Here is a 26,041-nt window from a genome sequence, read left to right as displayed (position 1 = left end):
TGCGCTGACTTATCAGACAGTCTCTAGACGTTTCTGATTACCGTCTTTTTTCAACAGGGCGGCATGCCTTGAAGCTTCCTGAAAAAGCGTCCCCGGATGATTTTCAGATCGGGGCATAAAGCCGCTCCAGCATGGCGGGGCCAAGCAGGGCGGCCGCCGGGCCATCCGCCATGACGTGCCCATGGCGCAGCAGGATGGCGCGGTCAAATACACAGGCTGCCTGGATCGGGTCATGCGTGGTGGCGATAACGGCATGCCCCTGTCCCGCCAGCCTGCGCAGCAGGGCATACAGCCGCTGCTTCTGCCCGTAATCCAGCCCGGTTTCCGGTTCATCCAGCACAAGGATGGCCGCCCCCTGCGCCAGGGCGCGCGCCAGCAGCACGGCCTGCCGCTCGCCCCCCGAAAGGTCGGTATAGGCCCGGTCCGCCAGATGGGCAATGGCCAGTGCCCCCAGCGCATGGGCCACCGCATCACGATCGGCTTCCCGCAGGCGGGGGGCAAAGGGGGTTTCCGCCAACCGCCCCATGCCCACGATGTCCCGCACGCTGTAGGGAAACAGCGGCACATGCCCCTGCGGCACATAGGCGATACGGCGCGCGATCTCGCGCCGCGACCAGGTGGCCATGGGCCGGCCTTCCAGCCAGACCTGCCCGCTGCCGGGCGGCACAAGGCCCAGCAGCAGGCGCAGGAGCGTGGTCTTGCCCGCGCCATTCGGCCCCAGCAGGGCCACAAGTTCACCCCGTTTTATGGAAAAGGACAGATCATGCAGCACTCCCCGCCTGCCACGGTGAAAGCCCGCATGGTCCATACGCAGCAGGGCACCGGCCCCGCCGCTCATGCCCGCCACCCCCGCCGCAGCAGCGGCAGCACCGCCATGAACACCACCACCCCCAGCAGGTCGGCAATCAGGCCCACGGGGATTTCCTCGGCCGAGAGGGTGCGCGCCAGGTCATCGCAGGCCAGCAGGAACATCGCGCCAATACACGCGCTGACCGGCAGCACCCGCATGTTGCACGGCCCCACCAGCAGGCGCGCCACATGCGGCACCACCAGGCCAACCCAGCCAATCATGCCCGCGACCGATACGGTCAGCGCCGCCAGCACCGTGGCGCCACCAATCACCCCATAACGCAGCGCCACGACCGGAATGCCCAGCGTGCGCGCTTCCTCATCCCCCATGGCCAGCCCGTCCAGCATCCGGCCACAGGCGGACAGCAGCACGATTCCCGCCACCACCGGCCCGGCCAGCACGCCCAATGCCCCCGGTGTGACCTGTGTCAGGCTGCCCAGCAGCCAGAACACGATATCGGGCAGCTGGTTCTGCGGGTCCGCCACGTATTTGAGCAGCGACAGCAATGCGGTGAACAGCGCCGAACTGATCAGCCCGCCAAAGACCAGCATCATCATCGAGGTCGCATCGAAGACCTGCGCAATCCCCACGCCCACGCCCACGGCCACCAGCCCGCCAAGGAAGGACAGACCGACCACACCCCCATGCCCCAGATTCCACACAATGCCCAGCGCGGCCCCGGTGCCTGCCCCCGCCAGCACGCCCAGCAGCCCGGGCGAGACCAGCGGGTTGCGGAACACGGCCTGATACGCCGCCCCCGCCACCGACAGTGCCGCCCCCACGCACACCGCCCCGCCAATACGCGGCAGGCGCGCGCCGAACAGGATGGTATGCACCATCTCCGCCCCGCCGCCAGTGGCCTGCGGGGCCAGCAGTGCCTGCAGCACCTGCCCCGCAGGCAGCGCAAGCCGCCCGACACAGGCCGAAACCAGCACCAGGACCAGCAGCCCCCCGCTGCACAGCCCCCCCACCAGCAGCGCGCGCAGGCTCACGGATGCGTACCGGACGGGGCCTGCGGCAGGGGTTGGGGCGGTTGGGCGGCAAGGATCTGCTGCGCCTGTGCCGTGCTCAGGTCATAATGGAACCAGGTGCGGTAGAAATCCCGCGTCATGCCAACGGGATCAAGATCGGTAAACAGTTCGGGATGCAGGGTCTTTGCCGCCCAGCGGATCTGGAGCGGCAGTTCGCTGCCATACCGGTCCCATGTAAACACACCGGAGGGGTTCTGGTGCACATGCCCCGCCCGCACCGCGCGCAGGTGCTGCCATGTCGCCTGCATGCCGGCATCAGGCTGGCCGCTATCGGGGCCAAGGATGATCACATCCGGGTCCCATGCCGCCACCTGTTCGATGGAGACGGGCTTCATGTTCCCGCTCACACCCGTTGCCGCATTGCGGCCACCGGCAAGCGTGATCCATTCATCCACAATACTGTCCGCCCCATCCACACGCAGCGGGTGGAGCGACTGCACATGCAGCACACGGGGCCGTGCCGCCGCCGTGACATGCGCAAGGGGGTCGCGCACGTCATTGACGGTCTGCATCATCATCTGGCGGTAACGGGTGGCGGTATCGTGCGCCTGCGGGGTGCCCAGCGCCGTTGCGGTCATATCCACCACCCGCAGCAGCCCGTCCACATCACGGAACGAAGCGACAAGGGTCGGCACGCCTACACCACGGAAAGCCGTGATGGTGGCCGTGGCATCCGGCACGAAGACCAGATCGACCCTGTCCTGCAACAGGGCCTCGGCATTGACCTGTGGCCCGTTGACGGCACGCGCCTGAAACAGCGCGGGAAAGACGGTATACATCCACGGCCGCGCCTGCGGGCGGTCCACGGTCATGACAACCTGGCCCGCGCCCCCCAGCATGAGCACCAGCTCGTTATGGGCAAACCACAGATCGGCAATCCGTGCCGGGTGGTCCGGCACGGACTGGGTGGTGCCCGCCATGTCGGTCACGTCCCGTGCCATGGCCGGCGGGATGGCGGCCATACCCGCCGCAAGGAAGCAGGCCAGCGCCCCGATTCCCGCACGCCCCTTGACCCAGTCCACCATGCTGCCCCCCCTATTGGTCCATATTATATCGTGTCAGATATATACATGAACCACGGGGGCGCAATCAGTCCCTAGTCGGCATAGGTACTCATATCGGGGCATGAGCAGACAAGATTGCGATCACCATAGGCATTATCCAGCCGGTTGACGGGCGACCAGTATTTGCTGGCGGGGTGCACGCCGTCCGGCAGGCAGGCGGCCGCGCGGTCATAGGACCGTGACCAGTCCGGGTCGGTCAGATCGCGCACGGTGTGCGGGGCGTGGCGCAGCGGGCTGTCCTCAATGGTCAGCGCGCCTTTTTCCACCGCGTCGATTTCCGCGCGGATGGCGATCATCGCATCACAGAAACGGTCCAGCTCGGCCCGGCTTTCGGATTCCGTCGGCTCGATCATGAACGTGCCCGCAACGGGAAAGCTGACGGTAGGCGCATGGAAACCATGGTCGATCAGGCGCTTGGCAATATCATCCACCGTCACCCCGGTCGCATCCTTGAGCGGCCGCAGGTCCAGGATGCATTCATGCGCCACCCGCCCGTTCGCCCCCCGGTAGAGCACCGGGTAATGATCCGACAGGCGGGCGGCAATGTAGTTGGAGTTCAGGATCGCGACCTCGGTCGCGCGCTTCAGCCCCGCATCGCCCATCATGACCATGTACATCCATGAGATGGGCAGCACATCGGCGGAGCCGAAGGGGGCTGCGGAAATGGCATTGTTCCCCCCAAGCTGCGGCGCGCCCGGCAGGTAGGGCGCCAGATGCGCGCCCACACCGATCGGCCCCATGCCGGGACCACCGCCACCATGGGGAATGCAGAAGGTCTTGTGCAGGTTGAAGTGGCTGACATCGCCGCCATACACGCCCGGCTGCGCAAGGCCGACCTGCGCGTTCAGGTTGGCGCCATCCACGTAAACCTGCCCGCCCGCCGCGTGCACCAGTTCACAGATCTCGCGCACGTTCTCCTCGAACACGCCGTGGGTGGAGGGATAGGTAATCATGATGGCGGCAAGCTGGTCGGCGTGTTTCGCAATCCTGGCCTTTAGGTCCGCCACATCCACGTTGCCCTGCGCGTCACATGCCACAACCACCACCTTCATCCCCGCCATCTGGGCGGAAGCGGGGTTGGTGCCGTGCGCGGAAGCCGGGATCAGGCACACGTCACGCCCCATGTCACCACGCGCGCGATGGTAGCCGCGAATGGCCATAAGCCCCGCGAATTCCCCCTGCGCACCGGAATTGGGCTGGAGCGAGACCGCCGCATACCCGCTGATCCGGCACAGCATGCGCTCCAGATCGGCAAACAGGCGGGTATAGCCGCGCATCTGGTCGACCGGGGCAAAGGGATGGATGTCACAGAATTCGGGCCAGGTGATCGGCAGCATTTCCGCCGTGGCGTTGAGCTTCATGGTGCATGAACCCAGCGGGATCATGGAACGGTCCAGCGCCAGGTCACGATCGGCCAGGCGGCGCAGGTAGCGCAGCATATCGGTCTCGGACCGGCAGGCGGAAAAGACCGGCTGCGCCAGCAGGCCGCCGGTACGGGCCAGATCGGCGGGAATGGTGCCGGCCACATCCCCAAGGCCAGATTCGATGGCCGGCACACGCGCGGCATCACCACTCACGCTGGCCCATACGGCGCGGACGGTTTCAGGCGTGGTGGTCTCGTCAAGGCTTATGCCCACATGGGCATCATCCACCCGGCGCAGGTTCATGCCCGCCGCCAGCGCCCGCGCCATGACCGCATCGGTACCGGCACCCGTGTTGAGCGTAATCGTGTCAAAAAACGCCTGTGTCACCACATCCACACCCAGCGCACGCAGCCCGGCGGCAAGGATGCAGGCCAGCCGGTGCACGCGGGTTGCGATGGCCTTCAGCCCCACCGGCCCGTGATAGAGCGCATACATGGAAGAGACGATGGCCGGCAGCGCCTGGGCGGTGCAGATGTTCGAGGTCGCCTTCTCGCGCCGTATGTGCTGCTCGCGCGTCTGGAGCGCCAGGCGGTAGGCGGGCCTGCCGCGCGAATCGATGGACACGCCCACGATCCGGCCGGGAATGTTGCGGCGGAACGCATCGCGCACCGCCATATAGGCCGCATGCGGCCCGCCCGCCCCCATGGGCATGCCGTAACGCTGCATGGAACCCACCGCAATATCCGCCCCCAGTGCGCCGGGGCTTTGCAGCAGCATGAGCGCCAGCGGGTCGGCGCACAGGGCGGCCACCGCACCGGCAGCGTGCAGTGCCGCGATCCAGTCACGCGGGTCACGGATCTGACCTGATGAGCCGGGATACTGGAACACCGCGCCAAACACGGCCGCCGCATCCAGATCGGTCGCGGGGTCGCCCACCACGACCTGCCAGCCCATCGGCTCGGCCCGGGTGCGGATGACCGCGATGGTCTGCGGATGGCAGTCGGCATCGACAAAGAAGGCGCTGGCCTTGCTCTTTGCCACGCGGCGCGCCATGGCCATGGCCTCGGCGGCGGCCGTGCCTTCATCCAGCAGGGACGCGTTGGCCACGTCCAGCCCGGTCAGTTCGATGACCAGTGTCTGGAAATTGAGCAGCGCTTCCAGCCGCCCCTGGCTGATCTCGGGCTGATAGGGGGTATAGGCCGTGTACCAGGCCGGGTTTTCCAGCACGTTGCGCTGGATCACGCCGGGCAGGATGGTGCCGTAATAGCCCTGCCCGATAAGGGAGGTCAGCACCCGGTTCCCGCGCGCGATGGCCCGCAGGCGCTCCAGCGCCACGGATTCGGACACGCCCGCGCCCAGACCCATCGCACCATTCAGGCGGATGCTGCCCGGCACGGTCTGCGCCATCAGGCCGTCAAGCGTGTCGGCCCCCACCACGCGCAGCATGTCGGCCACGTCACGCGCATCGGGGCCGACATGCCGGGTACAGAACGCCCCGCCATCATCACCCACATCATGCCACAGGGAAGAAGAACCACGGGAGGAAGACGTCACGGCCAGCATACTCCGTAAAGGCGGGACAGAAGGGAAAAGATCAGCCAACCAGCGCGATATAGGTGGCGTGGTCCAGCAGGCCCTCAAGCTGGGCGGCATCGGCCACGGTCATGCGCACGATCCAGCCCTCGCCTTCGGGGTCACGGTTGACCAGCGCCGCGTCATCGGTCAGCGCATCATTGAAGGCCAGCACATCACCCGTGACCGGGGCATAGATGTCCGACGCCGCCTTGACGGATTCAACCACGGCAACACTGTCGCCCTGCTCCACCGTGGTGCCGGGGTCACGGGCTTCGGCAAAGACCAGTTCGCCCAGTTCATTCGCCGCATGCGCCGTAATGCCCACCACCGCGACATCACCTTCGACGCGCAGCCACTCATGTTCCTTCGTGTAATAGACAGTCATTTCATTTCCTCCATTGTGCCTGAATTGCGGGCTGAAAAACGGGACGCCCCTAGCGTTTGAACGTGGGGGCCACAAACGGCAGGGCACTGACCTGCACGGGCAGCAGCCGCCCGCGCACGGCGGCAAAAAGCCGCGTGCCCACACCCGCGTGGTCGGCCGCGACATACCCCATGGCCACGGGACCGCCCGCGCTGGGACCGAACGCGCCAGAGGTGACGCGGCCCACGGGCTGCGCGCCGGCTTCATCGGCAAACAGGTCGGTGCCGCCCCGCACCGGTGCACGGCCTTCGGCGCGCAGGCCCACGCGGCGGCGCGTGGTGCCATCGGCCAGCTGGTCAGCCACGATGGCGGCACCGGGATACCCCCCCGCGCGCACGCCGCCGGGTTTGCGGCTTTTCTGGATGGACCATTCAAGGGCGGCCTCGACCGGGGTCGTGGTCAGGTCGATATCGGCCCCATACAGGCACAGCCCGGCCTCCAGCCGCAGGCTGTCACGCGCGCCAAGACCGGCGGGGGCGACATCGGGGCAGGCCAGCAGGGCGCGGGCCACCGTGAGGGCATCGCCACTGGCCATGCCGATCTCGTAACCATCTTCCCCCGTGTAACCCGAGCGCGAGATGATGCAGGCCATACCTGCAAGCTCCATCTCCACCACATCCATGAAACGCATTCCGGCGGCCCTGGGGTTGAGGCTGGCAAGGGCTACCTCCGCCGCCGGTCCCTGCAGTGCCATCAGCGCACGGCCATCCAGCATCTCCACCGTGCAGGTCTGTGCAAGGGCTGCATGCACATGGGCGAAATCCGCCTGCTTGCAGGCGGCATTGACCACCAGCAGCAGCCATTCCCCCATATTGGCGACCATCAGGTCATCGCTTATGCCGCCATCGGGCGTGGTGAACAGGGCATAGCGCTGGCGGCCGGGCCTGAGCGCCACGATATCGGCGGGCACCAGCGTTTCCAGCGCGCGGGCGGCATCCGTGTTCCGGCCGGATTTCGGGCGGATGCGGACCTGACCCATGTGCGAGACATCGAACAGCCCCGCTTTGGCACGGGTATGCAGGTGCTCGGCCATGACGCCGGCGGGATACTGCACCGGCATGTCGTAGCCTGCGAATGGCACCATACGGGCGCCAAGTTCAATGTGCAGGTCGTATAACGGGGTACGCAGCAATGGCTGGTTCATGCGGGCAGGGCCTTGTGCGGGTCCGCATGCGCGCAGGCAGCCCCACATGCAGGGCACGCGGGCGACATGGCACGATACGCGCCAGCGGAACGGGGGTGGGGAAACACGGGCGGTACGGGGGCAGGCAACAGCGTGGACATGCGGGACTCCTGTCGAATCCGTAAGGACCCTGAAGTGCCCCTTCTGTCGCATGTGCCTGAGATCGCTATCCCGTCGGCGGGCATCCCTTGCGGGCTGCCTCTTTCCAGAAGTCTTGTTCGACCGGTCCTTTGGCCTGAGAGTTTCCGGGGCGGTTGCTCCTTCGGCGCCAGCGCTGGGCTGGTCTCTCCCGTATCGACACTCCCGACTTGACATGACCCGCCGGGCCAAGTCAATCCATGAAAAGCGCCCCACGGCACAACGGCATGGCCCGTGCCCCACCGGCAATACGTTCTGACGACGCAACACAAACCCGAGGATGATCCAGCCATGACCACAAGCCCGCTGACCATCGTGGCCGAATTCCGCATTCCGGCCGGAAACCGCGCGCATTTCCTTGAACTCTGCGCCTATGACAGCGCGCATTCCGTAGCGGATGAGAAAGGCTGCCAGCGCTTTGAGGCCATAAGCCCGCTGGATGATCCGCAGACCGTCATCCTGGTGGAAGTATATGATGACGAAGAGGCGTTCGAGGCGCATCTCGCCACCCCGCATTTCAAGGTTTTCGAAACCGGGGTGAAGGAACTGGACGCTGAACTGGTCAGCCTGCGCAAGGCCGCGCGCATGGCGCCCGTTGCCTGAACGGCCGGATCACGACAGATGCCAGAAAGGCCGGGGAGCGGACTGCCCCCCGGCCTTTTTCATGCCGTCCTGTCTGGTGCCCCATGCCGGGGCCGTGTGGAACAGCCCGCCCGGAAGGCTTGCGGGAACGCCGCCTTACTGAAAAAAGGGCGGCACCCCAAAACCCTTATTCCTTATCAGCCTGCGGCAGGTTGCGGGCAATGTAGGGCGGCAGGACGAAGGCTGCGGCATGCATCTCCGGCGTCCAGTAGCGTGTATCCTTTATGCCCGCCTTTTCCGCGCGCGCACGGATCACATCCACCGCCTGCCGGCCCGGCACGCAGCCCTTGGCGGCAACGCCCAGCGTCATGAAACCACCAACATAGGTGGGCACCGCCGCGACATAGGCGGATACATGGTCAAAGAACCGCGCGCGCCGCACGCTGGTGTCGCGCAGTTCATCGGCCTGCATGAAGGGCACGCCGCACTGGTTCACGATAATGCCGCGGGCGCTGAGGATGCGCGCGCAGTTTTCGTAAAACGAGTCGGTAAACAGCACCTCCCCCACGCCAATCGGGTCGGTGCTGTCCACGATGATCACGTCAAACGACCCATCGGCGGCGTTGGTGACGTATTCAATCCCGTCGCCCACGATCACTTCGGCACGCGGGTTGGTCCAGGCATCGCCCGCAATGGCGGGCAGGAACTTCTTGGACAGGTCGATCACGTCGCCATCGATCTCGACCATCACCGCCTTTTCCACCGTGGCGTGTTCCAGCACGCGGCGCAGCACGCCACCATCACCGGCCCCGATGATCAGCACGCGCCTGGCATCGCCATGCTCCAGCAGGGGCACATGGGTCAGCATTTCCTGATAGACGAATTCATCACGTTCCGTGATCTGGACCACGCCATCAAGCATCAGCACGCGGCCAAGATCGACGTTCTCGAACACGGCAATATCCTGGAACGCGCTTTTGGTGCGCGCCAGCATCCGGTCCACACGCAGTTCCTGCCGCCAGCCTTCGTACAGGCCCTCGCTGATCCACTCACGGGACATTGCGATCCCCTTTCCGTCCTAATCAGTGCACATGAAAAAGCACGGGCCGGAAATCAATCCGGCCCGATACTTCGTATACCTTGTAAAAGACAGGCCGGGACGCCACATGGCCATGCCCCGGCCACAGCTGCCTAAAGCTGCACGCGCCCGCGGCGCTGTTCATCCACCTCGATCCGGCCCGCCTGGAACAGGCGCTGCATGACCGGGATCGCAAGATGCGGATCACAGGCGCCACACATGAAAATATCCACGGCGGCAAAGTTGCGCTCGGGCCATGTGTGGATGGAAATATGGCTTTCCGCCAGCACCACAACACCCGACACGCCGCCATTGGGCGTGAAATGATGGAAGTGGCTGTGCAGGATCGTAGCCCCGGCCGTCACGGCGGCCTCACACAGGGTACGGTCGATCTGCGCGGGATCATCAAGATTCCGGGCATCCCAAAGATCGACAAGAAGATGCGTTCCCGCAAACTTCATCCCGTCTTTTTCGACAAAATAATCTTTCCGGTCGTCCTCGGACGAAAACGGCGCTGAAGAGATCTGGTTATTGCTCGGGTGTTCCGAGACCATCCCCAGTTGAGCAAGTGCGTTCATCACGTACCCCCAAACCAGTAGACAGCCTGTTGGGCAAGATTGCCCCCTTGGGCCAAGAAAAGCGCTGATAGAGCCAGTGGCCCGCGCAGTGCAAGTGTTTTCAGCATGATGGGACAAGTTTTTTTGCCCCCCTCATGCCACCTCGGCGCAAACTGGCGTCTATTTTGCCCCTTTACGGCCGGTTTTCGCGGCTTTCGCCGGTTTTGCGGGCTTTTTCGCGCTGGCGGCCGCCCTGGGTGCCGTGGCTTTTTTGCGGCGGGGCGCGGGCGGGGCCGGGTCCGGCACCAGCGGCCGGTTTTCCAGCAGCGGGCGCAGGAATCGCCCGGTGTGGCTGTCCGGGCTTGCCGCCACGTCCTCCGGCGTGCCGCAGGCGACAATCCGGCCACCGCCGTCCCCCCCTTCCGGCCCCATGTCGATGACCCAGTCCGCCGTCTTGATGACCTCGAGGTTATGCTCGATCACCACGACCGTGTTGCCCTGGTCCACCAGCGCATGCAGCACTTCCAGCAGCTTGCGCACATCCTCGGTATGCAGGCCGGTGGTGGGTTCATCAAGGATGTAGAGCGTGCGGCCCGTGGCCCGGCGCGCCAGTTCCTTGGACAGCTTGACACGCTGCGCCTCACCCCCCGACAGCGTGGTCGCCTGCTGGCCAAGGGCCACGTAACCCAGCCCCACCTTCTGCAATATGGCCAGCCGGTCACGGATGCGCGGCACGGCGGAGAAATAGGGCAGCGCCTCATCCACCGACATGGCCAGCACATCGGCAATCGACTTGCCCCGGAACTTCACGTCCAGCGTCTCGCGGTTGTAGCGGGCCCCCTTGCAGGTATCGCAGGTGACGAACACGTCGGGCAGGAAGTGCATCTCGATCTTCAGCACCCCGTCACCCTGACACGCCTCGCACCGCCCCCCCTTGACGTTGAAGGAAAAGCGGCCCGGCCTGTAGCCGCGCGCCTTGCTTTCGGGCAGTTCGGCAAACCAGTCCCGGATGGGGCCGAACAGGTCGGTATAGGTGGCGGGATTGGAACGCGGCGTGCGGCCGATGGGGGACTGGTCGATGTCGATGATCTTGTCCAGCTGCTCCAGCCCGTCGATGGCCACATAGGGTGCCGGGTTCTGCCCCGACCCCATAAGCCGGCGCGACAGGGCCTTGTACAGCGTGTCGATCACCAGCGTGGACTTGCCGCCACCCGAAACCCCGGTAACACAGGTAAAGGTGCCCAGCGGGAATCGGGCCGTCACGTCCTTGAGGTTGTTGCCCGTTGCCCCGCGCAGCACCAGTTCGCGCTCCGGGTCGATTTTCCGGCGTTTTTCCGGAACGGGAATGCACCTGCGACCCGACAGGTAATCCCCCGTCAGGCTGTCGGGATTGGCCGCGACTTCCGCGGGCGTGCCCGCCGCGACAACATTGCCGCCATTCACGCCCGCCCCCGGCCCCATGTCGATCAGCCAGTCGGCGGCGCGGATCGCGTCCTCGTCATGCTCGACCACGATCAGGGTGTTGCCCAGCTTCTTCAGCCGGTCCAGCGTACCCAGCAGGCGTTCGTTATCGCGCTGGTGCAGCCCAATGGAAGGCTCGTCCAGCACATACAGCACGCCGGTCAGGCCGGACCCGATCTGGCTGGCCAGGCGGATGCGCTGGCTCTCGCCCCCCGAAAGCGTGGCCGACCCGCGTGAGAGCGTGAGGTAATCCAGCCCCACATCATCAAGGAAGCGCAGCCGGTCCAGAATCTCACGCAATATGCGGTGCGCGATTTCGGCACGCTGGGGGGTGAGCGTCGCCTCCACCGTGCCAAACCAGTCCAGCGCCCTGCGAATCGGCATGTCGGATGCCTGGGCGATGTTCAGCCCCGCGACCTTTACCGAAAGCGCCTCCGGCCGCAGGCGCGCGCCATGGCAGACATGGCAGGGCTTTTCCGACTGGTAGCGCGAGAGTTCCTCGCGCACCCATACGCTGTCGGTTTCCGCCATGCGGCGGCGCAGGTTGGTCACTACGCCCTCGAACGGCTTGGTCAGGCTGTAGGCGCGCCGGTCGTCACGGTACGTGAACTCGATCGGGTCCCTGCCCCCCTCAAGGATCACGTCGCGCACGCCTTCGGGCAGGTCTTCCCACGGTGTGTCCATCGACACGCCGTAATGCTTCGCTATGGAAGCCAGAGTCTGGGTGTAGTACGGGCTCTGGCTGTTGCGCCATGGCGCGATGGCCCCGGCACCCAGCGAGAGCGAGTCGTCGGGCACGATCAGGCGCGGGTCGAAAAAGGTTTCCTGCCCGATCCCGTCACAGGCCGGGCACGCGCCCTGCGGCGCGTTGAAGGAGAACAGGCGGGGTTCCACCTCCTCCAGCGTAAAGCCGCTGACCGGGCAGGCGAAGCGGGAGGAAAAGACCGTGCGCGGTGCCTCCCCGCCCTCGAGCAGGGTCTTCACCACCTCTTCGGCATAGACCAGCCCGTCGGACAGGCCGAGTGCGGTCTCGAAGCTGTCGGCCAGCCGGCTTTCAATGCCTTCCTTGACCACGATGCGGTCCACCACCGCTTCCACCGTGTGGCGCAGGCGGCGGTTGAGTTCGGGTACCTCGTCAATCGTGTACAGCGTGCCGTCCACCTTGGCGCGGGTGAAGCCCCTGCGCTGGAGTTCGGCCAGTTCCTTCTTGCATTCGCCCTTGCGGTCGCGCAGCACCGGGGCCAGCAGCATCAGCCGCGTGCCCTCGGGCATGGCCATGACACGATCGACCATCTGGCTGATCGTCTGCGCCTCGATCGGCAGGCCGGTGGCGGGTGAATACGGCACGCCCGCGCGCGCCCAGAGCAGGCGCATGTAGTCATGCACCTCCGTCACCGTGCCGACGGTGGAGCGGGGATTCTTCGATGTGGTCTTCTGCTCGATGGAGATGGCAGGCGACAGCCCCTCGATCGAATCGACGTCCGGCTTGCCCATCAGTTCAAGGAACTGCCGGGCATAGGCCGACAGGCTTTCCACATAGCGGCGCTGGCCTTCGGCATAGATGGTATCGAACGCAAGCGACGACTTGCCCGAACCCGACAGGCCGGTCATGACCGTCAGCGCATCGCGCGGGATGTCCACATCCACATTTTTCAGGTTATGCGCACGCGCGCCCCGCACGCGGATGGACTGCTGGCTGACATGCTGGCCCGCCGGAACCTTCTGCCCCGGACGTGAAGAAACGTTCATGAACTCTCCCTGTTCCGCCCCCGCGCGGGGGAGCCGGATGCCGGCCGCCATTGTCGGCCTGTCCTGATATCTGGTCCCGTCCGTCCATGACGACAAGGGTTGCACGGCCGGCCCGCATACCGTCCTGACACAACGCACCCTGTGCGGGTAGCGGCATTTTTGGGGCCGGATTGCCCCATCCCGCGCAGACTGCCTTTGAGGGCTATGCATTTCAGGGGCCAATCCGGTAAGATCGCCACATCTAATTTCGCCACGGCAGCCCACAGGCGGCCATCGTGGCACCCGGCAGGGGCTTCCGGCCCGCATTCTGCCGGTCCCATACTCGAACTGCAGCAGGACAGCACATGGCGGGCAGCGTCAACAAGGTCATTCTGGTCGGCAACCTGGGCAAGGACCCCGAAATCCGCAACAGCCAGAACGGGGCGAAAATCGTCTCGCTGACATTGGCCACAAGCGACACATGGAATGACCGCGCATCGGGCGAGCGGCGCGAGCGGACGGAATGGCACCGGGTTGTCATCTTCAATGAACGTCTGGGCGACGTGGCCGAGCGCTTCCTGCGCAAGGGCCGCAAGGTCTATCTGGAAGGCTCGCTCCAGACCCGCAAATGGACCGACCAGAGCGGACAGGACCGTTACACGACCGAGGTGGTGGTCGACCGCTTCCGTGGCGAACTGGTGCTGCTGGACAGCAACCGGGGCGGTGACGCCGGTGGCGATGACGCCGGCGGCGGTTACGGTGGTGGCTATGGCGGTGGCAGCGGCGGTGGTGGCGGATACGGCGCGCCCGCACGCCAGCAGCCCCAGCGCAGCGAGCGCCCGGCGACCGGCGGCGGTAGCGGCGGTGGCTGGGACGCGCCGGGTGGCGGCAGCGACCTGGACGACGAAATTCCGTTCTGACCCGCCGCCTTCCCCGGCGCCCGTACTTCGCGCCGGGGGGCAAGCCATGCTATTGTACAGGCAGTGACATGATGCCCCCGCGCGCTGCCTGCCTTCCGTCCCGTCCATGCGCCAGCGCGGCCGCGTGGGCAGGATAACCCTGACATGACGGAACTGCCTTGACCGAGATACCCGACGATCCCCTGCCCCCGTCCGACATGCTGCCGGTCACGATCGAGGAGGAGATGCGTTCCTCCTACCTCGCCTATGCCATGTCCGTCATTGTCAGCCGCGCCCTGCCGGACGTGCGCGACGGGCTGAAGCCGGTGCATCGCCGCATCCTGTATTCCATGCGCGAAAGCGGCTTCACCCACGACAAGCCCTACCGCAAATCGGCCCGCGCGGTGGGTGACGTGATGGGTAAATACCATCCGCATGGCGATTCCTCGATCTATGACGCCATGGTCCGCATGGCGCAGTCGTGGTCGATGCGGGTGAAGCTGATCGACGGGCAGGGCAATTTCGGCTCGGTGGATGGCGATTCCCCCGCCGCCATGCGTTATACCGAAGCGCGTCTGGCCAAGGCCGCGTCCTTCCTGCTGGATGACATTGACCGCGACACGGTCGACTTCCAGCCCAACTACGATGAAAGCGAGCAGGAACCCAAGATCCTGCCCGCCGCCTTCCCCAACCTGCTGGTCAATGGCGCATCCGGCATCGCGGTGGGCATGGCGACCAACATCCCGCCGCACAATCCCGGCGAGATCATCGACGCCACCCTGGCCATGATCGAACGCCCGGACATGACGCTGGATGACCTGCTGGACTACGTGCCCGGCCCGGACTTCCCGACCGGTGGCACCATCCTGGGGCGCGCGGGCATCCGCAGCGCGTTCGAGACGGGACGTGGTTCGGTCATCATCCGCGCGAAGGCCGAGATCGAGGAGATCCGCAAGGACCGCAGGGCGATCATCGTGACCGAGATCCCCTACCAGGTGAACAAGGCCACGCTGCAGGAACGCATTGCCGACCTGGTGCGCACCAAGCAGGTGGAAGGCATTTCCGACATCCGTGACGAAAGCGACCGCTCGGGCATGCGCATCGTCATCGAGATCAAGCGCGAGGCGACGCCGGAGGTGGTGCTCAACCAGCTCTACCGCTTCACCCAGCTCCAGACCTCGTTTGGCGTGAACATGCTGGCCCTTGATGGCGGGCAGCCACGGCTGATGGGGCTGAAGGACGTGCTGGAAGCGTTCATCCGCTTCCGTGAGGACGTGATCCTGCGCCGCGCGCGCTTTGACCTGAACAAGGCGCGTGACCGGGCGCACCTGCTGGTTGGCCTGGTCATTGCGGTGGCCAATATCGATGCGGTCATTGCCCTGATCCGCGCGGCACCCGACACCGCCGCCGCGCGTGCGGCACTTATGGCGCGCGGGTGGGATGCCGCCGACGTGGCGCCGCTGCTGGAACTGATCCATGACGAGGGCAATGTCATCGTGGACGGCAAGGTCCACCTGACCGAGGCACAGGCACGCGGCATACTGGAACTGCGCCTGCAGCGCCTGACCGGGCTGGAGCGCGACAAGATCCAGCAGGAACTTTCCGAAGTGGCGGTGCGCATCAACGACCTGCTGGAGATCATCGCCAGCCGCCCCCGCCGCATGGAGGTCATGCGCAACGAACTGGTTTCCATCCGTGCCGAACTGGCCACCCCGCGCGCGACCGACATTGCCGACTACGCGGGCGACCAGACCGATGAAAGCCTGATCGAGCCGGGGCAGATGGTGGTCACCATCACGCGCGAGGGCTTCATCAAGCGCACGCCGCTGGACGTGTTCCGCGCCCAGAACCGTGGTGGACGCGGCCGCACGGCGGCCGGGCGGCGGGGGGATGACATCATCGTCCGCTCGTTCAACGCGCATACCCACCAGTGGGTGCTGTTCTTCTCGTCCGGGGGCAAGGCGTATCGGGAAAAGGTCTGGCGCCTGCCCGAGGCCAGCCCCACCGCCAAGGGCCGCGCGCTGGTCAACCTGCTGCCCGACCTGGGCAGCGACACGATCACCGCCGTGCTGCCCCTGCCGCAGGATGAGGATCTGTGGGAAAACCTGCACCTTGTCTTTGCCACGGCATCGGGCAGCGTGCGGCGCAACCGGCTGAGTGATTTCCGCAACATCCGCGCATCCGGCCTGATCGCCATGAAGCTGGAGGGCGATGACCGCCTGATCGGCGTCGCCACCTGCCGCGAGGGGCAGGACGTGTTCCTGGGCACGCGCAATGCGCGCTGCATCCGCTTCCAGATCACCGATGACACGCTGCGCGTCTTCGCGGGGCGGGGCAGTTCGGGCGTGCGCGGCATCAGGCTGGCCGAAGGCGACAGCGTGAACAGCCTGTGCGTGCTCAACCATGTTGACGCCACGGTGGAGGAACGCGCCGCCTACCTGCGCATGGCCAATGCCCGCCGCCGCGCGGAAGCCGCGCAGGAAGACGAGGAGACGGACGAGATAACGGCGGGGGATGACGCCGAAATCCCGGCCGATGACCTGCCGCTCACCCCCGAGCGCTTTGCCGAACTGGAAGCGGCGGAAGAGGTGCTGCTGATCGTCAGCAACGCGGGCTTCGGCCGCCGTTCCTCGGCCTATGACTACCGTGTCAGCGGGCGTGGCGGGCAGGGCATCAACAACATGACCTTCTCCGCCAACAAGCGCGGCAACGCGGTGGTGGCGACCCTGCCGGTGCTGGAGGGCACCGATGTCATGCTGGTGACCGATGCGGGCCGCCTGATCCGCCTGCCCATCGGGCAGGTGCGCATCATGTCCCGCCAGGCCAGCGGCGTCACCCTGTTCCGCCTGAACGACACCGAGGAAGTGACCAGCGTCTTCCCCGTGATGGATGACGGCGAGGACGGTGGCGAGGACAGCGACATGGGCGGCACGGACGCCACCGGCGCAGCCCCCTCCACCGATGCAGGCCATGATGACTGACACCCCCGCCCCCCGCACCGGGTTCTATCCGGGCACGTTCGACCCCGTGACCAGCGGGCACATGGATATTATCGAACGGGCGGCGGGGCTGGTGGACCGGCTGGTGATCGGCGTTGCCGAAAACCGGGAGAAGCACCCGCTCCTCCCGCTGGAAGAACGGCTGTTATGCCTGCGCACCGATATCGAGCCGCTCAATATCGGCCGCGCCACCCCCATTACCGTGGTCGGGTTTACCGGGCTGGTGGTACATGCGGCGCGTACGCATGGGGCGCATGCAATCATTCGCGGGCTGCGGGCGGTTGCGGATTTCGAGTATGAGAACCAGATGTTCGGTATGAACCAGCATATGGCACCGGACATTGACGCGCTCTTCCTCATGGCGCGGGAGGGGCATCAGTACATCTCCTCCCGGCTGGTGAAGGAGATCGCGCGGCTGGATGGGGACATTTCCGGTTTTGTCCCCCCCTTTACCCGCAGGCACATCCTCGCGCGCCTGCGCGGCTGACGGGGCGGGGCGTACGCGCGCCCTACCTCTCCCACACCCCAATTTACGAAACGGATCACGATGTCTGCTACAGAAAACAAGTCCGACCTGATCAATGTCGATCTCAAGACAGGACGGGTGGTGATCCGCCTGCGTCCCGATCTGGCGCCGCTGGCGGCCGAACGCATCCGCACGCTGGCGGCGGAAGGCTTTTATGACAACACGCCCTTCCACCGCGTGATCCATGGCTTCATGGCGCAGGGCGGCGACCCGACGGGCACCGGCACGTCGGGCAGCAAGCTGCCGGACCTGAAGGCCGAGTTCACCAACAAGGCGAAGTTCGAACGCGGCACGGTGGGCATGGCGCGGACCATGAACCCGGACAGCGCGAACAGCCAGTTCTTCATCATGTTCGAACCCTCCCCGCACCTTGACGGCCAGTACACCATCGTGGGCCAGGTGATCGAGGGCATGGACCATATCGACCAGATCAAGCGCGGCGCGGGCCAGAGCGGCATGGTGCAGGACCCCGACCGCATCATCAAGATGCGCCCGGCCGACGCGCAAGCCTGATCCCATGCCGGCCGGATGGTGCCCGCGGGCCACCATCCGGCCGGGCATGGCGGCATGCGGGCGGCCCGCCCGCCCCACGGGGCGGACACCGCCCGTGACACCCGCACCGGGACACGCACCGGTTGACACTCCCGCCCCGTATGTTTAGAGACCTGCCCAAGGCGCCATGCCGCAGGCCACAGGCCTGTCAGGCCGGCCCCTTGATACGGATGATGTGAGCCGGTAGCTCAGTCGGTAGAGCATTCGACTTTTAATCGAATGGTCGTGGGTTCGAATCCCACCCGGCTCACCATTTCCCGTCCTTTCCCATGCCACGCCCCCATATGCCCGCCCCGCGACGGGGAACCGTCAGGCCCCCGCAGGTCACGACTGGCATATTCGCACGCCCTGCGGCGAACCTTCGGCATGCCGCATCCCTTCCTGCATGATGACAGACGCCAGCCACCCTTTCCTGCCATTCCCCTGGCGGACAGGACCGGGGAACAGGCACCCCGTGGCAGGCAAACCGGGGCGGATCTGGCGCGTTCATACGCAGGGGAATATTCGGTATAATAATTATGTTATACTATTTATATTTTTTTTATAATTTTATGTCTTGATCTGGACGTATTTTTTACAATAGATGACCGGGTGCCCTGCGGTCACAGGATAATCGCACATCCGGCCGCTTTCAAACCCGCTGTCGTTTGCAAACGGATGGCGGCCCCACCCCGCTGCGGGGCGGGGCATATAATGTCTGTGAGTGTTCATGAGCCTGCACCCCGTCCTGACCGCCGTGACCGAACGGGTCATCACCCGTTCGGCCCGTAGCCGCCGTACCTACCTGGACCTGATTGCCCGCGAGCGTGAAAACGGCATAAGCCGCCCCCGCCTGGCCTGCGGCAACCTGGCCCACGCCATCGCGGCATCGGATGGGGACAAGGCGGGCCTGCGCGCGGCATCCGGCATGAATGTGGGCATCATCACGTCCTATAACGACATGCTTTCCGCCCATCAGCCCTATGGCCGCTATCCCGACCAGATCAAGCTCTTCGCGCGTGAGGTGGGGAGCACAGCACAGGTGGCGGGGGGCACGCCCGCCATGTGCGACGGCGTGACCCAGGGCCAGCCGGGCATGGAAATCTCGCTGTTCAGCCGCGATGTCATCGCGCTGTCCACGGCAGTGGGGCTGAGCCATGGCATGTACGAAGGCGTGGCCATGCTGGGCATATGCGACAAGATCGTGCCCGGCCTGCTGATCGGCGCGCTGCGCTTTGGCCATCTGCCTGCCATCCTCATTCCCTCCGGCCCCATGCCCTCGGGCCTGCCCAACAGCGAGAAGCAGCGCATCCGCCAGCTCTATGCCGAAGGCAAGGTGGGCAAGGACAGGCTGATGGATGCGGAATCCGAATCCTACCACGCCGCGGGCACCTGCACCTTCTACGGCACGGCCAACACAAACCAGATGCTGATGGAAGTGATGGGGCTGCACCTGCCCGGCTCTTCCTTCGTGCCCCCCAATACGCAGTTGCGGCAGGAACTGACCCGTGCGGCCATCCACCGCCTGAGCGAGATCGGCGCACGCGGCGACGATTACCGCCCGCTGGGCCTGTGCGTGGACGAGCGCGCCATCGTGAATGCCGCGGTCGGCCTGCTGGCCACCGGCGGGTCCACCAACCTTGCCATTCACCTGCCCGCCATGGCGCGGGCGGCGGGCATTGTGATCGACTGGAACGATCTGGACCAGCTTTCCGCCATCGTGCCGCAACTGACGCGCGTCTATCCCAACGGATCGGAAGACGTGAACGCCTTCCATGCCGTGGGCGGCATGCCCAGCCTGATCGGCTCGCTGCTTGATGCGGGGCTGCTGCATCCCGATATCCTGTCCGTCGCCCGTGGCGGCTTTGCGGAATACCGCAAGAAGCCCGCGCTGCAGGACGGCGCACTGGTATGGGAAGAAGCCGGTCCCTCCACCAACGAGACCATCCTGCGCGCGCCCGCCAACCCCTTCCGCGCCGATGGCGGGATGAAGGTGATGGAGGGCAATCTGGGGCGCGGCATCTACAAGACCAGTTCCGTCGCCCCCGAGCGCTGGACCATCGAGGCCCCGGCCGCCGTATTCGACCATCAGGAAGACGTGCTGCACGCCTTCCGGGACGGGAAACTGGACCGCGACGTGGTAGTTGTGGTGCGCTTCCAGGGGCCTGCCGCCAATGGCATGCCGGAACTGCACAAGCTGACCCCCACCCTTGCGGTGCTGCAGGACCGTGGGCACAAGGTGGCGCTGGTGACCGATGGCCGCATGTCGGGTGCGTCAGGCAAGGTGCCCGCCGCCATCCATATCGGTCCCGAAGCCTATGTGGGTGGCCCGCTTTCGCTGCTGCGCGATGGGGATATGGTGCGCGTGTGCGCCCGCACCGGCCGGATCGAGGCGATGGTGCCACAGGCCACGCTGGCCGACCGTACCCCTGCCCGCCCCCCCGCGCCGCAGTCCGGCACCGGGCGGGAACTGTTCGCGCTCATGCGCGGGGGGGTGGATACACCCGAGCGTGGGGCATCGGCCATCCTTGCCGCCATGGACCATATGGCGGCACAAGAGAGCGCATGAACACGGCCACACGCCGCCCGAAAAGCCATACAGGACAGGAAGCCAGCCATGGCCCAGATTGAAGACATCATGACGATAGCCCCGGTCATCCCGGTGCTGATCATCAACGACCCCGCCCATGCCCGCCCGGTGGCGGAAGCCCTGGTGGCCGGTGGCCTGCGCGCGCTGGAAGTCACGCTGCGCACGCCGTGCGCGCTGGACGTGATTGCCGAAATGGCCAAGGTGGAAGGCGCCGTTGTGGGTGCGGGCACCGTGCTGAACGGCGATGACCTGAAGCGCTCGGTCGATGCCGGTGCGCGCTTTATCGTAAGCCCCGGCCTGACCGCCAACGTGGCCCATGCCGCGCGTGCCGCCGATGTGCCGCTGCTGCCCGGCACCGCCAATGCCAGTGACATCATGCGCGGGCTGGATCTGGGGCTGACGCATTTCAAGTTCTTCCCCGCCGTTGCGGCAGGGGGCATCCCGGCGCTCAAGGCCCTGTCCGCCCCGTTCGGGCAGGCCCGGTTCTGCCCCACCGGCGGCATCAAGGCCGAGACGGCGGCCGACTGGCTGGCGCTGCCTTCCGTACTGTGTGTGGGCGGATCGTGGCTGGTTCCCGCCGGCACGCCGGATGTGGCGGCCATTACCGCGCGCGCCCGGCAGGCTACAGCCGGCAGATCATAAAGAAGTTTTGGGTGAAGCTTGTTCCAGAAAGCTTCAGGGGACGCCGCCTTTTTGAAAAAAGGCGGCACCCGGAACCTCTTGCCCCCTGTCCAGATACGCCAGTGCCCTACCACACCCGCCGGAATGTCAGGTTATAGCGGCACGGCCCCGTAACCGGGTGCTGGCCCGCACGCAGCGGGGCAATGCCGTGGAACACCAGCCGCGACGGGCCACCCCACACCACAACATCCCCATGCAGCAGGGGAATGCGGCGTAGCGGGTCCCCCCGTTGCAGGCCGCCCCACTGGAAGATTGCGGGTAGCCCGAAGGAAAGCGAAACCACCGGCGCGTCCAGCCGCTCGCCCCGGTCCTGATGCAGGCCCATGCGCGCGCCGGGCCGGTAGCCGTTGATCAGGCAGACATCGGGCACGAACCCCGCATACCCCGCGCACGCGGCCACATGGGTGGCAAGGTCACGCCACATATCCGGCAGCGGCGGCCATGGCTGGCCCGTGCGCGGGTCATGCGCCACGTAACGGTAGCCATCCGCATCGCTACACCATCCGCCCGCCCCACAGCATGTCATGGCAACCGACATCATGCCGCCGCCGGGTGTGGGCATGCGGCGGAACGGGGCGGCGCGCGCAATCCGCCTTATGCCCCCGATCATCTCCACCGCATGACCGGCCGCATGGCCCCGCAGCACGCAGGCCCCCGTATCCAGCCATTCCGGTGCGGTGGAAGCCGGTTGCGACGCGTCCAGTGCGAATTCCTGCTGCGCCATCTCCCCGCCTCATGAAAAAAGGGGCATCCGTGACGGATGCCCCTGCCGCGCCGTCCGTGCGGATGATCAGAAGCTGTTGTCGTCGCCCGCGTCAAACCCGCCGCCGTCAAACCCGCCCGAATCGCCACCGCCGGCATCAAAACCGGAATCGGCGCTGGTGCCGCCACCCGCAAACGGGTCGGCGCCGCCGGTCCCGGCGGTGCTGTCGCCGTAGTTGTTGTTGATGATGGTCTCGCCCCCGGCCTGCGGCATGCCACTGGCAAAGCCGCCGCCCGCAGCATCATGATGTCCGCTGAACAGGTCGGTCAGCGCATTGCCCACCATCATGCCACCCGCCACACCGGCCGCCGTGGTCAGCGCGGAACCAAGGAAGCCCGAACCACGCGCGGGGAACATGCCTGGCTGCATGCCCTGCGGGTAGACCGGCTGCGGCGGCGGAGCAGACGGGGCGGCCCCACCCCAGCCCGGCGGCGGGGCCGCCTGCGCACGCTGGCCACCACCGAACATGCCGCTGAAGAAACCGCCGCCGCCGCTGGGCTGCTGGGGGGCGGCCTGCTGCTGCTGGAGCTGCTGCTGCGCCTGCTGGAGCTGCCACTGGAGCTGGCGAATCCGGTTCTGTGCCTCGGCCAGAGCCGCCTCCTGCACCACGGCCATCTGGGTGATGCGGTAGCGGGCTTCAGGATATTTCTGGAACATCTGCCCGATATACTGATCGGCCTGCGGGTCGATCGGCGGAAGGGAAGATGTCGTCTGCGGCACGCTGCCTGTGGTGGTGCCACCCACACGGGCAAAAAACTGTGTGATCAGATCACGTTCCTGGTCATTCATCCTGTCTGTCCTGCCTTGGGCTGGGGATACCGTCTCCCCTGCCGATGTGGCCCGTAAGAGTGCAATGCGCAAGGCCCACCCCCGCCATGCGGGGCGGATTTGGGCCATGGGCACGCCCTCCCTTCCGGTCGGGGCGGCATAACGGTATGCTGCCGCGCGATTTTGCGCCAGATGGTGCATACCTGACCCCGTTTAGCGGAGCATCCCGTTCATGGACCCGGCCCCCGTGCCCCGATCACCCACATCCCCGCGCCCCCTATCGTTCCAGGGCCTGATCCTCAAGCTGCACCAGTTCTGGTCCGACCAAGGCTGCGCCATTCTCCAGCCCTATGATACGGAAGTGGGGGCGGGCACGCTCTCGCCGCACACCACGCTGCGCGCGCTGGGCAAAAAGCCGTGGAAGGCCGCCTACGTGCAGCCCTGCCGCCGCCCGTCCGATGGCCGCTATGGCGAGAACCCGAACCGCCTGCAGCATTATTACCAGTATCAGGTACTGCTCAAGCCCACGCCGGAAGACAGCCAGAAACTGCTGCTGGACAGCTACCGCGCCATTGGCATCGACCCGCTGGAACACGACATCCGCTTTGTTGAAGATGACTGGGAAAATCCCACCATCGGCGCCTGGGGCCTGGGGTGGGAAGTCTGGTGCGACGGGATGGAAGTAACCCAGTTCACCTACTTCCAGCAGGTGGGCGGCATTCCCACCGTCATGCCCTCGACCGAACTGACCTACGGGCTGGAACGGCTGGCGATGTACGTGCAGGGGATCGAGAATGTCTATGACCTCGACTTCAATGGCCAGGGCCTGAAATACGGCGATGTGTTCCTGCGCGCGGAACAGGACTACTCCCGCCACAATTTTGAAGTCGCGGATGTGGAGATGCTGCACCGCCACTTCATCGATGCCGAGCACGAATCCATCGCCCTGGCCGAAGCGGGCCTGGCCCAGCCCGCCTATGACCAGTGCCTGAAGGCCAGCCACCTGTTCAACCTGCTCGACGCGCGTGGCGTGATCAGCGTAAGCGAGCGCGCCTCCTATATCGGCCGCGTGCGCGCACTGGCAAAACGCTGCTGCGAAACGTGGCTGGCGGGCGAGGAATAAGAGATCATGCCCGAACTTCTGATCGAACTCTTCTCCGAGGAAATTCCCGCCCGCATGCAGGCGCGCGCGGCCTCCGACCTGGAACGCCTGCTCTGCGAGGCGCTTGCCCCGCTCAAACCGCGCGATGCCACTGCCTATGCCGGCCCGCGCCGCATCGCGCTTGCACTGACGGTGGATGCCACGGTGCCCGGCGGCACGGTGGATGAACGTGGCCCGCGGGAAAGTGCCCCGGAAAAGGCGCTGGCAGGCTTCATGCGCAAGCATGGCGTGGAGCGTGACGCGCTGGTGCTGGAAAACGGCTTCTGGGTCCTGCACCGCACCATCCCGCCCGTGGATGCGGCAAAACAGATAGCCGATATCCTGCCCGGCCTGCTGCGCCGCTTCCCCTGGCCCAAATCCATGCGCTGGGGTGTGGGCAGCGCCTTTACATGGGTGCGCCCGCTGCGCCGCATCGTATGCCTGCTTGATGGGAAAGTGGTCGATTTCACGCTGGCGGAAGGCGAGGATAACGGCCACGGCCTGAAATCGGCCAACCTGACCGAAGGCCACCGCTTTACCGCGCCCGGCGCCTTTGCCGTGACCGGCCGGCAGGACTGGCTGGACGGCCTGCGCGCCCGGCAGGTGGAACCTGACGCGGCCGCCCGCCGCACCACCATTGCCGAAGGCGTTGCCCGCCTTGCGCGTGAGGAAGGGCTGAACGTGGTGGCCGATCCCGGCCTGATTGACGAGGTGGCGGGGCTGACCGAATGGCCGGTTCCCTTCCTGGGCCAGATCGATGACGCGTTCATGACCCTGCCGCCCGAGGTGATGCAGGTTTCCATGCGCGTGAACCAGCGCTACTTCGCGCTGCGCAATGCCGATGGCTCGGCCGCACCCCGCTTTGCGTTTGTTGCCAACCTGCTGCCCGACGATGGCGGGGCGCTGACCATTGCGGGCAACGAGCGCGTGCTGCGCGCCCGCTTTGCCGATGCCCGCCATTTCTGGGACCTGGACCGCGCCCGCACGCTGGCAGGCCGCGTGCCCGGGCTTGACCGGATCGTCTTCCACGCATCCCTTGGCAGCCAGGGCGCACGGGTACAGCGCCTTGTCCGCCTTGCTGGCGTGCTGGCGGGCATGACCGGGGCTGACGTGGCGCAGGCGGAACGCGCGGCCCTGCTGTGCAAGGCCGACCTGACCACCGGCATGGTGGGCGAGTTCCCCGAGCTTCAGGGCATCATGGGGGCCTATTACGCCCGCCATGACGGGGAGCCGGACGCGGTGGCCGATGCCATTGGCGCGCATTACATGCCACGCGGGCCGCAGGATGACGTGCCCACGGCCCCGGTATCGGTTGCCGTGGCGCTGGCTGACAAGATCGACATGCTGGTCGCCTTCTTCGCGGTGGGTGAAAAGCCGGGCGGGTCGGGCGACCCGTATGCCCTGCGGCGTGCGGCGCTGGGCGTGATCCGCATCATCCGTGAAAACGGGCTGCGGCTGGATCTGGCAAAAGTGCTGTGGGACGCGGCACAGGGCCTGCCCGAAGCCCTGCGCCTTGCGCCCGATCTGGACGTACTGCCCGAATTCATTGCCGAGCGCCTGCGCGTGCAGCTACGTGGCGAGGGCGCGCGCCATGACATCCTGGCCGCCGTATCGGTGGGCAATACCGATACCGACATCGTGCGCCTGCTGGCGCGTGCCACGGCCATTGCCGACATGCTGGCCACCGATGACGGGCGCAACATGCTGGCGGCGACCAAGCGCGCGGCCAACATCCTGCGCATCGAGGACCGCAAGGACGGCCCGCATGAGGGCACGCCCAACCCCGCGCTGTACACCCAGCCCGAGGAAAAGGCGCTGGCCGATGCACTGGAAAAGACCACGCCGGAAGTGGAACAGGCCACCGCGCAGGAACGCTATGCCGATGCCATGCGGGACGTGGCCAGCCTGCGCCCCGTGCTGGACCGCTTTTTCGAGAAGGTCACGGTCAACGACCCCGATCCGGCGGTCCGTGCCAACCGCCTGCGCCTGCTGTCCGAACTGCGCCGCATGACGGTGCTGATTGCGGATTTCAGCCAGATTGAAGGCTAGAAGACCGTTTAAAAAACAATAGAAGGTTCTGGGTGCCGCCTTTTTTCAAAAAGGCGGCA

The 26,041-nt window shown here is 66.0% G+C and carries 20 protein-coding genes, 1 tRNA gene and 1 riboswitch; of the genes, 10 read left to right on the top strand and 11 right to left on the bottom strand.

Annotated elements, in window-relative coordinates; all coding sequences use genetic code 11:
- Window positions 1-103 precede the first annotated feature (103 nt).
- The 6 genes from GWK63_RS02900 to gcvT form a co-directional block, all read right to left on the bottom strand.
- On the bottom strand, window positions 104-838 hold the full coding sequence (locus GWK63_RS02900) for an ABC transporter ATP-binding protein (protein WP_039999297.1): 735 nt from the start codon (window positions 836-838) through the stop codon (window positions 104-106).
- Window positions 835-1,842 (bottom strand): FecCD family ABC transporter permease, encoded by a 1,008-nt coding sequence (locus tag GWK63_RS02895; protein WP_007399004.1) that lies wholly within the window; start codon window positions 1,840-1,842, stop codon window positions 835-837. Before GWK63_RS02895 ends, GWK63_RS02900 begins: the two co-directional genes overlap by 4 nt.
- On the bottom strand, window positions 1,839-2,906 hold the full coding sequence (locus tag GWK63_RS02890) for an ABC transporter substrate-binding protein (RefSeq protein ID WP_112209877.1): 1,068 nt from the start codon (window positions 2,904-2,906) through the stop codon (window positions 1,839-1,841). The genes GWK63_RS02895 and GWK63_RS02890 overlap by 4 nt, the downstream gene beginning before the upstream one ends.
- A gap of 71 nt (window positions 2,907-2,977) precedes the next feature.
- On the bottom strand, window positions 2,978-5,872 hold the full coding sequence (gcvP, locus tag GWK63_RS02885) for an aminomethyl-transferring glycine dehydrogenase (protein WP_007399001.1): 2,895 nt from the start codon (window positions 5,870-5,872) through the stop codon (window positions 2,978-2,980).
- A gap of 31 nt (window positions 5,873-5,903) precedes the next feature.
- Window positions 5,904-6,269 (bottom strand): glycine cleavage system protein GcvH, encoded by a 366-nt coding sequence (gcvH, locus tag GWK63_RS02880; protein WP_110581039.1) that lies wholly within the window; start codon window positions 6,267-6,269, stop codon window positions 5,904-5,906.
- Between the two features lie 49 nt (window positions 6,270-6,318).
- Window positions 6,319-7,452 carry a glycine cleavage system aminomethyltransferase GcvT gene (gene gcvT / locus GWK63_RS02875; protein ID WP_007398999.1) on the bottom strand — a complete coding sequence of 378 codons (1,134 nt, stop codon included), beginning with the start codon at window positions 7,450-7,452 and terminating at the stop codon, window positions 6,319-6,321.
- 252 nt (window positions 7,453-7,704) lie between these two features.
- Window positions 7,705-7,794, bottom strand: a riboswitch (glycine riboswitch).
- A gap of 126 nt (window positions 7,795-7,920) precedes the next feature.
- On the opposite strand from gcvT, the gene GWK63_RS02870 reads away from it, so the two are divergent.
- On the top strand, window positions 7,921-8,232 hold the full coding sequence (locus GWK63_RS02870) for a putative quinol monooxygenase (protein WP_034928965.1): 312 nt from the start codon (window positions 7,921-7,923) through the stop codon (window positions 8,230-8,232).
- Between the two features lie 166 nt (window positions 8,233-8,398).
- Here the strand turns inward: GWK63_RS02870 and speE are convergent, their stop codons facing one another.
- The 3 genes from speE to uvrA form a co-directional block, all read right to left on the bottom strand.
- Window positions 8,399-9,271, bottom strand: coding sequence for a polyamine aminopropyltransferase (speE, locus tag GWK63_RS02865; RefSeq protein ID WP_007398996.1), 873 nt, complete (start codon window positions 9,269-9,271; stop codon window positions 8,399-8,401).
- 131 nt (window positions 9,272-9,402) lie between these two features.
- Window positions 9,403-9,867 (bottom strand): adenosylmethionine decarboxylase, encoded by a 465-nt coding sequence (gene speD, locus GWK63_RS02860; protein ID WP_034928959.1) that lies wholly within the window; start codon window positions 9,865-9,867, stop codon window positions 9,403-9,405.
- Window positions 9,868-10,026: 159 nt separating this feature from the next.
- Window positions 10,027-13,056: an excinuclease ABC subunit UvrA gene (gene uvrA / locus GWK63_RS02855; protein WP_039999308.1), complete on the bottom strand. Its 3,030-nt coding sequence runs from the start codon at window positions 13,054-13,056 to the stop codon at window positions 10,027-10,029.
- A gap of 344 nt (window positions 13,057-13,400) precedes the next feature.
- On the opposite strand from uvrA, the gene ssb reads away from it, so the two are divergent.
- The 7 genes from ssb to eda all read left to right on the top strand — a co-directional run bounded on the left by ssb (window position 13,401) and on the right by eda (window position 21,222).
- On the top strand, window positions 13,401-13,955 hold the full coding sequence (gene ssb / locus GWK63_RS02850; protein WP_007398992.1) for a single-stranded DNA-binding protein: 555 nt from the start codon (window positions 13,401-13,403) through the stop codon (window positions 13,953-13,955).
- A gap of 158 nt (window positions 13,956-14,113) precedes the next feature.
- A complete protein-coding gene (gene gyrA, locus GWK63_RS02845) occupies window positions 14,114-16,915 on the top strand; it encodes a DNA gyrase subunit A (RefSeq protein WP_007398991.1) in 2,802 nt (933 codons plus the stop codon).
- Window positions 16,905-17,420 carry a pantetheine-phosphate adenylyltransferase gene (coaD, locus tag GWK63_RS02840; protein ID WP_172459700.1) on the top strand — a complete coding sequence of 172 codons (516 nt, stop codon included), beginning with the start codon at window positions 16,905-16,907 and terminating at the stop codon, window positions 17,418-17,420. The genes gyrA and coaD overlap by 11 nt, the downstream gene beginning before the upstream one ends.
- Before the next feature lie 60 nt (window positions 17,421-17,480).
- On the top strand, window positions 17,481-17,972 hold the full coding sequence (locus GWK63_RS02835) for a peptidylprolyl isomerase (protein ID WP_007398989.1): 492 nt from the start codon (window positions 17,481-17,483) through the stop codon (window positions 17,970-17,972).
- A 216-nt stretch (window positions 17,973-18,188) separates the two neighbouring features.
- A tRNA-Lys gene (locus GWK63_RS02830) sits at window positions 18,189-18,264 on the top strand.
- Between the two features lie 456 nt (window positions 18,265-18,720).
- Window positions 18,721-20,559 (top strand): phosphogluconate dehydratase, encoded by a 1,839-nt coding sequence (gene edd, locus GWK63_RS02825; RefSeq protein ID WP_039999294.1) that lies wholly within the window; start codon window positions 18,721-18,723, stop codon window positions 20,557-20,559.
- 48 nt (window positions 20,560-20,607) lie between these two features.
- Window positions 20,608-21,222: a bifunctional 4-hydroxy-2-oxoglutarate aldolase/2-dehydro-3-deoxy-phosphogluconate aldolase gene (gene eda, locus GWK63_RS02820; protein ID WP_007398984.1), complete on the top strand. Its 615-nt coding sequence runs from the start codon at window positions 20,608-20,610 to the stop codon at window positions 21,220-21,222.
- A 106-nt stretch (window positions 21,223-21,328) separates the two neighbouring features.
- Here eda and alkB read toward each other — a convergent pair whose 3' ends face one another.
- Together alkB and GWK63_RS02810 are read right to left on the bottom strand one after the other, a co-directional pair.
- Window positions 21,329-21,985: a DNA oxidative demethylase AlkB gene (alkB, locus tag GWK63_RS02815; protein ID WP_007398983.1), complete on the bottom strand. Its 657-nt coding sequence runs from the start codon at window positions 21,983-21,985 to the stop codon at window positions 21,329-21,331.
- 66 nt (window positions 21,986-22,051) lie between these two features.
- A complete protein-coding gene (locus GWK63_RS02810; protein WP_034928944.1) occupies window positions 22,052-22,813 on the bottom strand; it encodes a DUF2076 domain-containing protein in 762 nt (253 codons plus the stop codon).
- Window positions 22,814-23,024: 211 nt separating this feature from the next.
- On the opposite strand from GWK63_RS02810, the gene GWK63_RS02805 reads away from it, so the two are divergent.
- Both GWK63_RS02805 and glyS read left to right on the top strand, forming a co-directional pair.
- The gene (locus tag GWK63_RS02805; RefSeq protein WP_007398981.1) at window positions 23,025-23,915 is read left to right on the top strand and encodes a glycine--tRNA ligase subunit alpha; all 891 of its coding nucleotides are present in this window, start codon (window positions 23,025-23,027) and stop codon (window positions 23,913-23,915) included.
- Window positions 23,916-23,921: 6 nt separating this feature from the next.
- A complete protein-coding gene (gene glyS / locus GWK63_RS02800; protein ID WP_007398980.1) occupies window positions 23,922-25,982 on the top strand; it encodes a glycine--tRNA ligase subunit beta in 2,061 nt (686 codons plus the stop codon).
- Window positions 25,983-26,041 lie beyond the last annotated feature (59 nt).

The organism is Komagataeibacter rhaeticus (assembly GCF_011611525.1).
In the GTDB taxonomy this organism is placed as follows: domain Bacteria; phylum Pseudomonadota; class Alphaproteobacteria; order Acetobacterales; family Acetobacteraceae; genus Komagataeibacter; species Komagataeibacter rhaeticus.
Note: the sequence above shows the minus strand (reverse complement) of the source record. Positions and strands in the feature narration are given on the sequence as shown.

Excerpts from the sequence above, each read along its gene's own strand:
- ssb (WP_007398992.1), top strand. The coding sequence starts at position 13,401 with ATGGCGGGCAGCGTCAACAAGGTCATTCTGGTCGGCAACCTGGGCAAG.
- alkB (WP_007398983.1), bottom strand. The coding sequence starts at position 21,985 with ATGGCGCAGCAGGAATTCGCACTGGACGCGTCGCAACCGGCTTCCACC.
- GWK63_RS02810 (WP_034928944.1), bottom strand. The coding sequence starts at position 22,813 with ATGAATGACCAGGAACGTGATCTGATCACACAGTTTTTTGCCCGTGTG.
- GWK63_RS02900 (WP_039999297.1), bottom strand. The coding sequence starts at position 838 with ATGAGCGGCGGGGCCGGTGCCCTGCTGCGTATGGACCATGCGGGCTTT.
- coaD (WP_172459700.1), top strand. The coding sequence starts at position 16,905 with ATGATGACTGACACCCCCGCCCCCCGCACCGGGTTCTATCCGGGCACG.
- gcvH (WP_110581039.1), bottom strand. The coding sequence starts at position 6,269 with ATGACTGTCTATTACACGAAGGAACATGAGTGGCTGCGCGTCGAAGGT.
- edd (WP_039999294.1), top strand. The coding sequence starts at position 18,721 with ATGAGCCTGCACCCCGTCCTGACCGCCGTGACCGAACGGGTCATCACC.
- uvrA (WP_039999308.1), bottom strand. The coding sequence starts at position 13,056 with ATGAACGTTTCTTCACGTCCGGGGCAGAAGGTTCCGGCGGGCCAGCAT.
- GWK63_RS02870 (WP_034928965.1), top strand. The coding sequence starts at position 7,921 with ATGACCACAAGCCCGCTGACCATCGTGGCCGAATTCCGCATTCCGGCC.
- GWK63_RS02835 (WP_007398989.1), top strand. The coding sequence starts at position 17,481 with ATGTCTGCTACAGAAAACAAGTCCGACCTGATCAATGTCGATCTCAAG.
- GWK63_RS02805 (WP_007398981.1), top strand. The coding sequence starts at position 23,025 with ATGGACCCGGCCCCCGTGCCCCGATCACCCACATCCCCGCGCCCCCTA.
- GWK63_RS02890 (WP_112209877.1), bottom strand. The coding sequence starts at position 2,906 with ATGGTGGACTGGGTCAAGGGGCGTGCGGGAATCGGGGCGCTGGCCTGC.
- glyS (WP_007398980.1), top strand. The coding sequence starts at position 23,922 with ATGCCCGAACTTCTGATCGAACTCTTCTCCGAGGAAATTCCCGCCCGC.
- gcvT (WP_007398999.1), bottom strand. The coding sequence starts at position 7,452 with ATGAACCAGCCATTGCTGCGTACCCCGTTATACGACCTGCACATTGAA.
- gcvP (WP_007399001.1), bottom strand. The coding sequence starts at position 5,872 with ATGCTGGCCGTGACGTCTTCCTCCCGTGGTTCTTCTTCCCTGTGGCAT.
- speE (WP_007398996.1), bottom strand. The coding sequence starts at position 9,271 with ATGTCCCGTGAGTGGATCAGCGAGGGCCTGTACGAAGGCTGGCGGCAG.
- speD (WP_034928959.1), bottom strand. The coding sequence starts at position 9,867 with ATGAACGCACTTGCTCAACTGGGGATGGTCTCGGAACACCCGAGCAAT.
- eda (WP_007398984.1), top strand. The coding sequence starts at position 20,608 with ATGGCCCAGATTGAAGACATCATGACGATAGCCCCGGTCATCCCGGTG.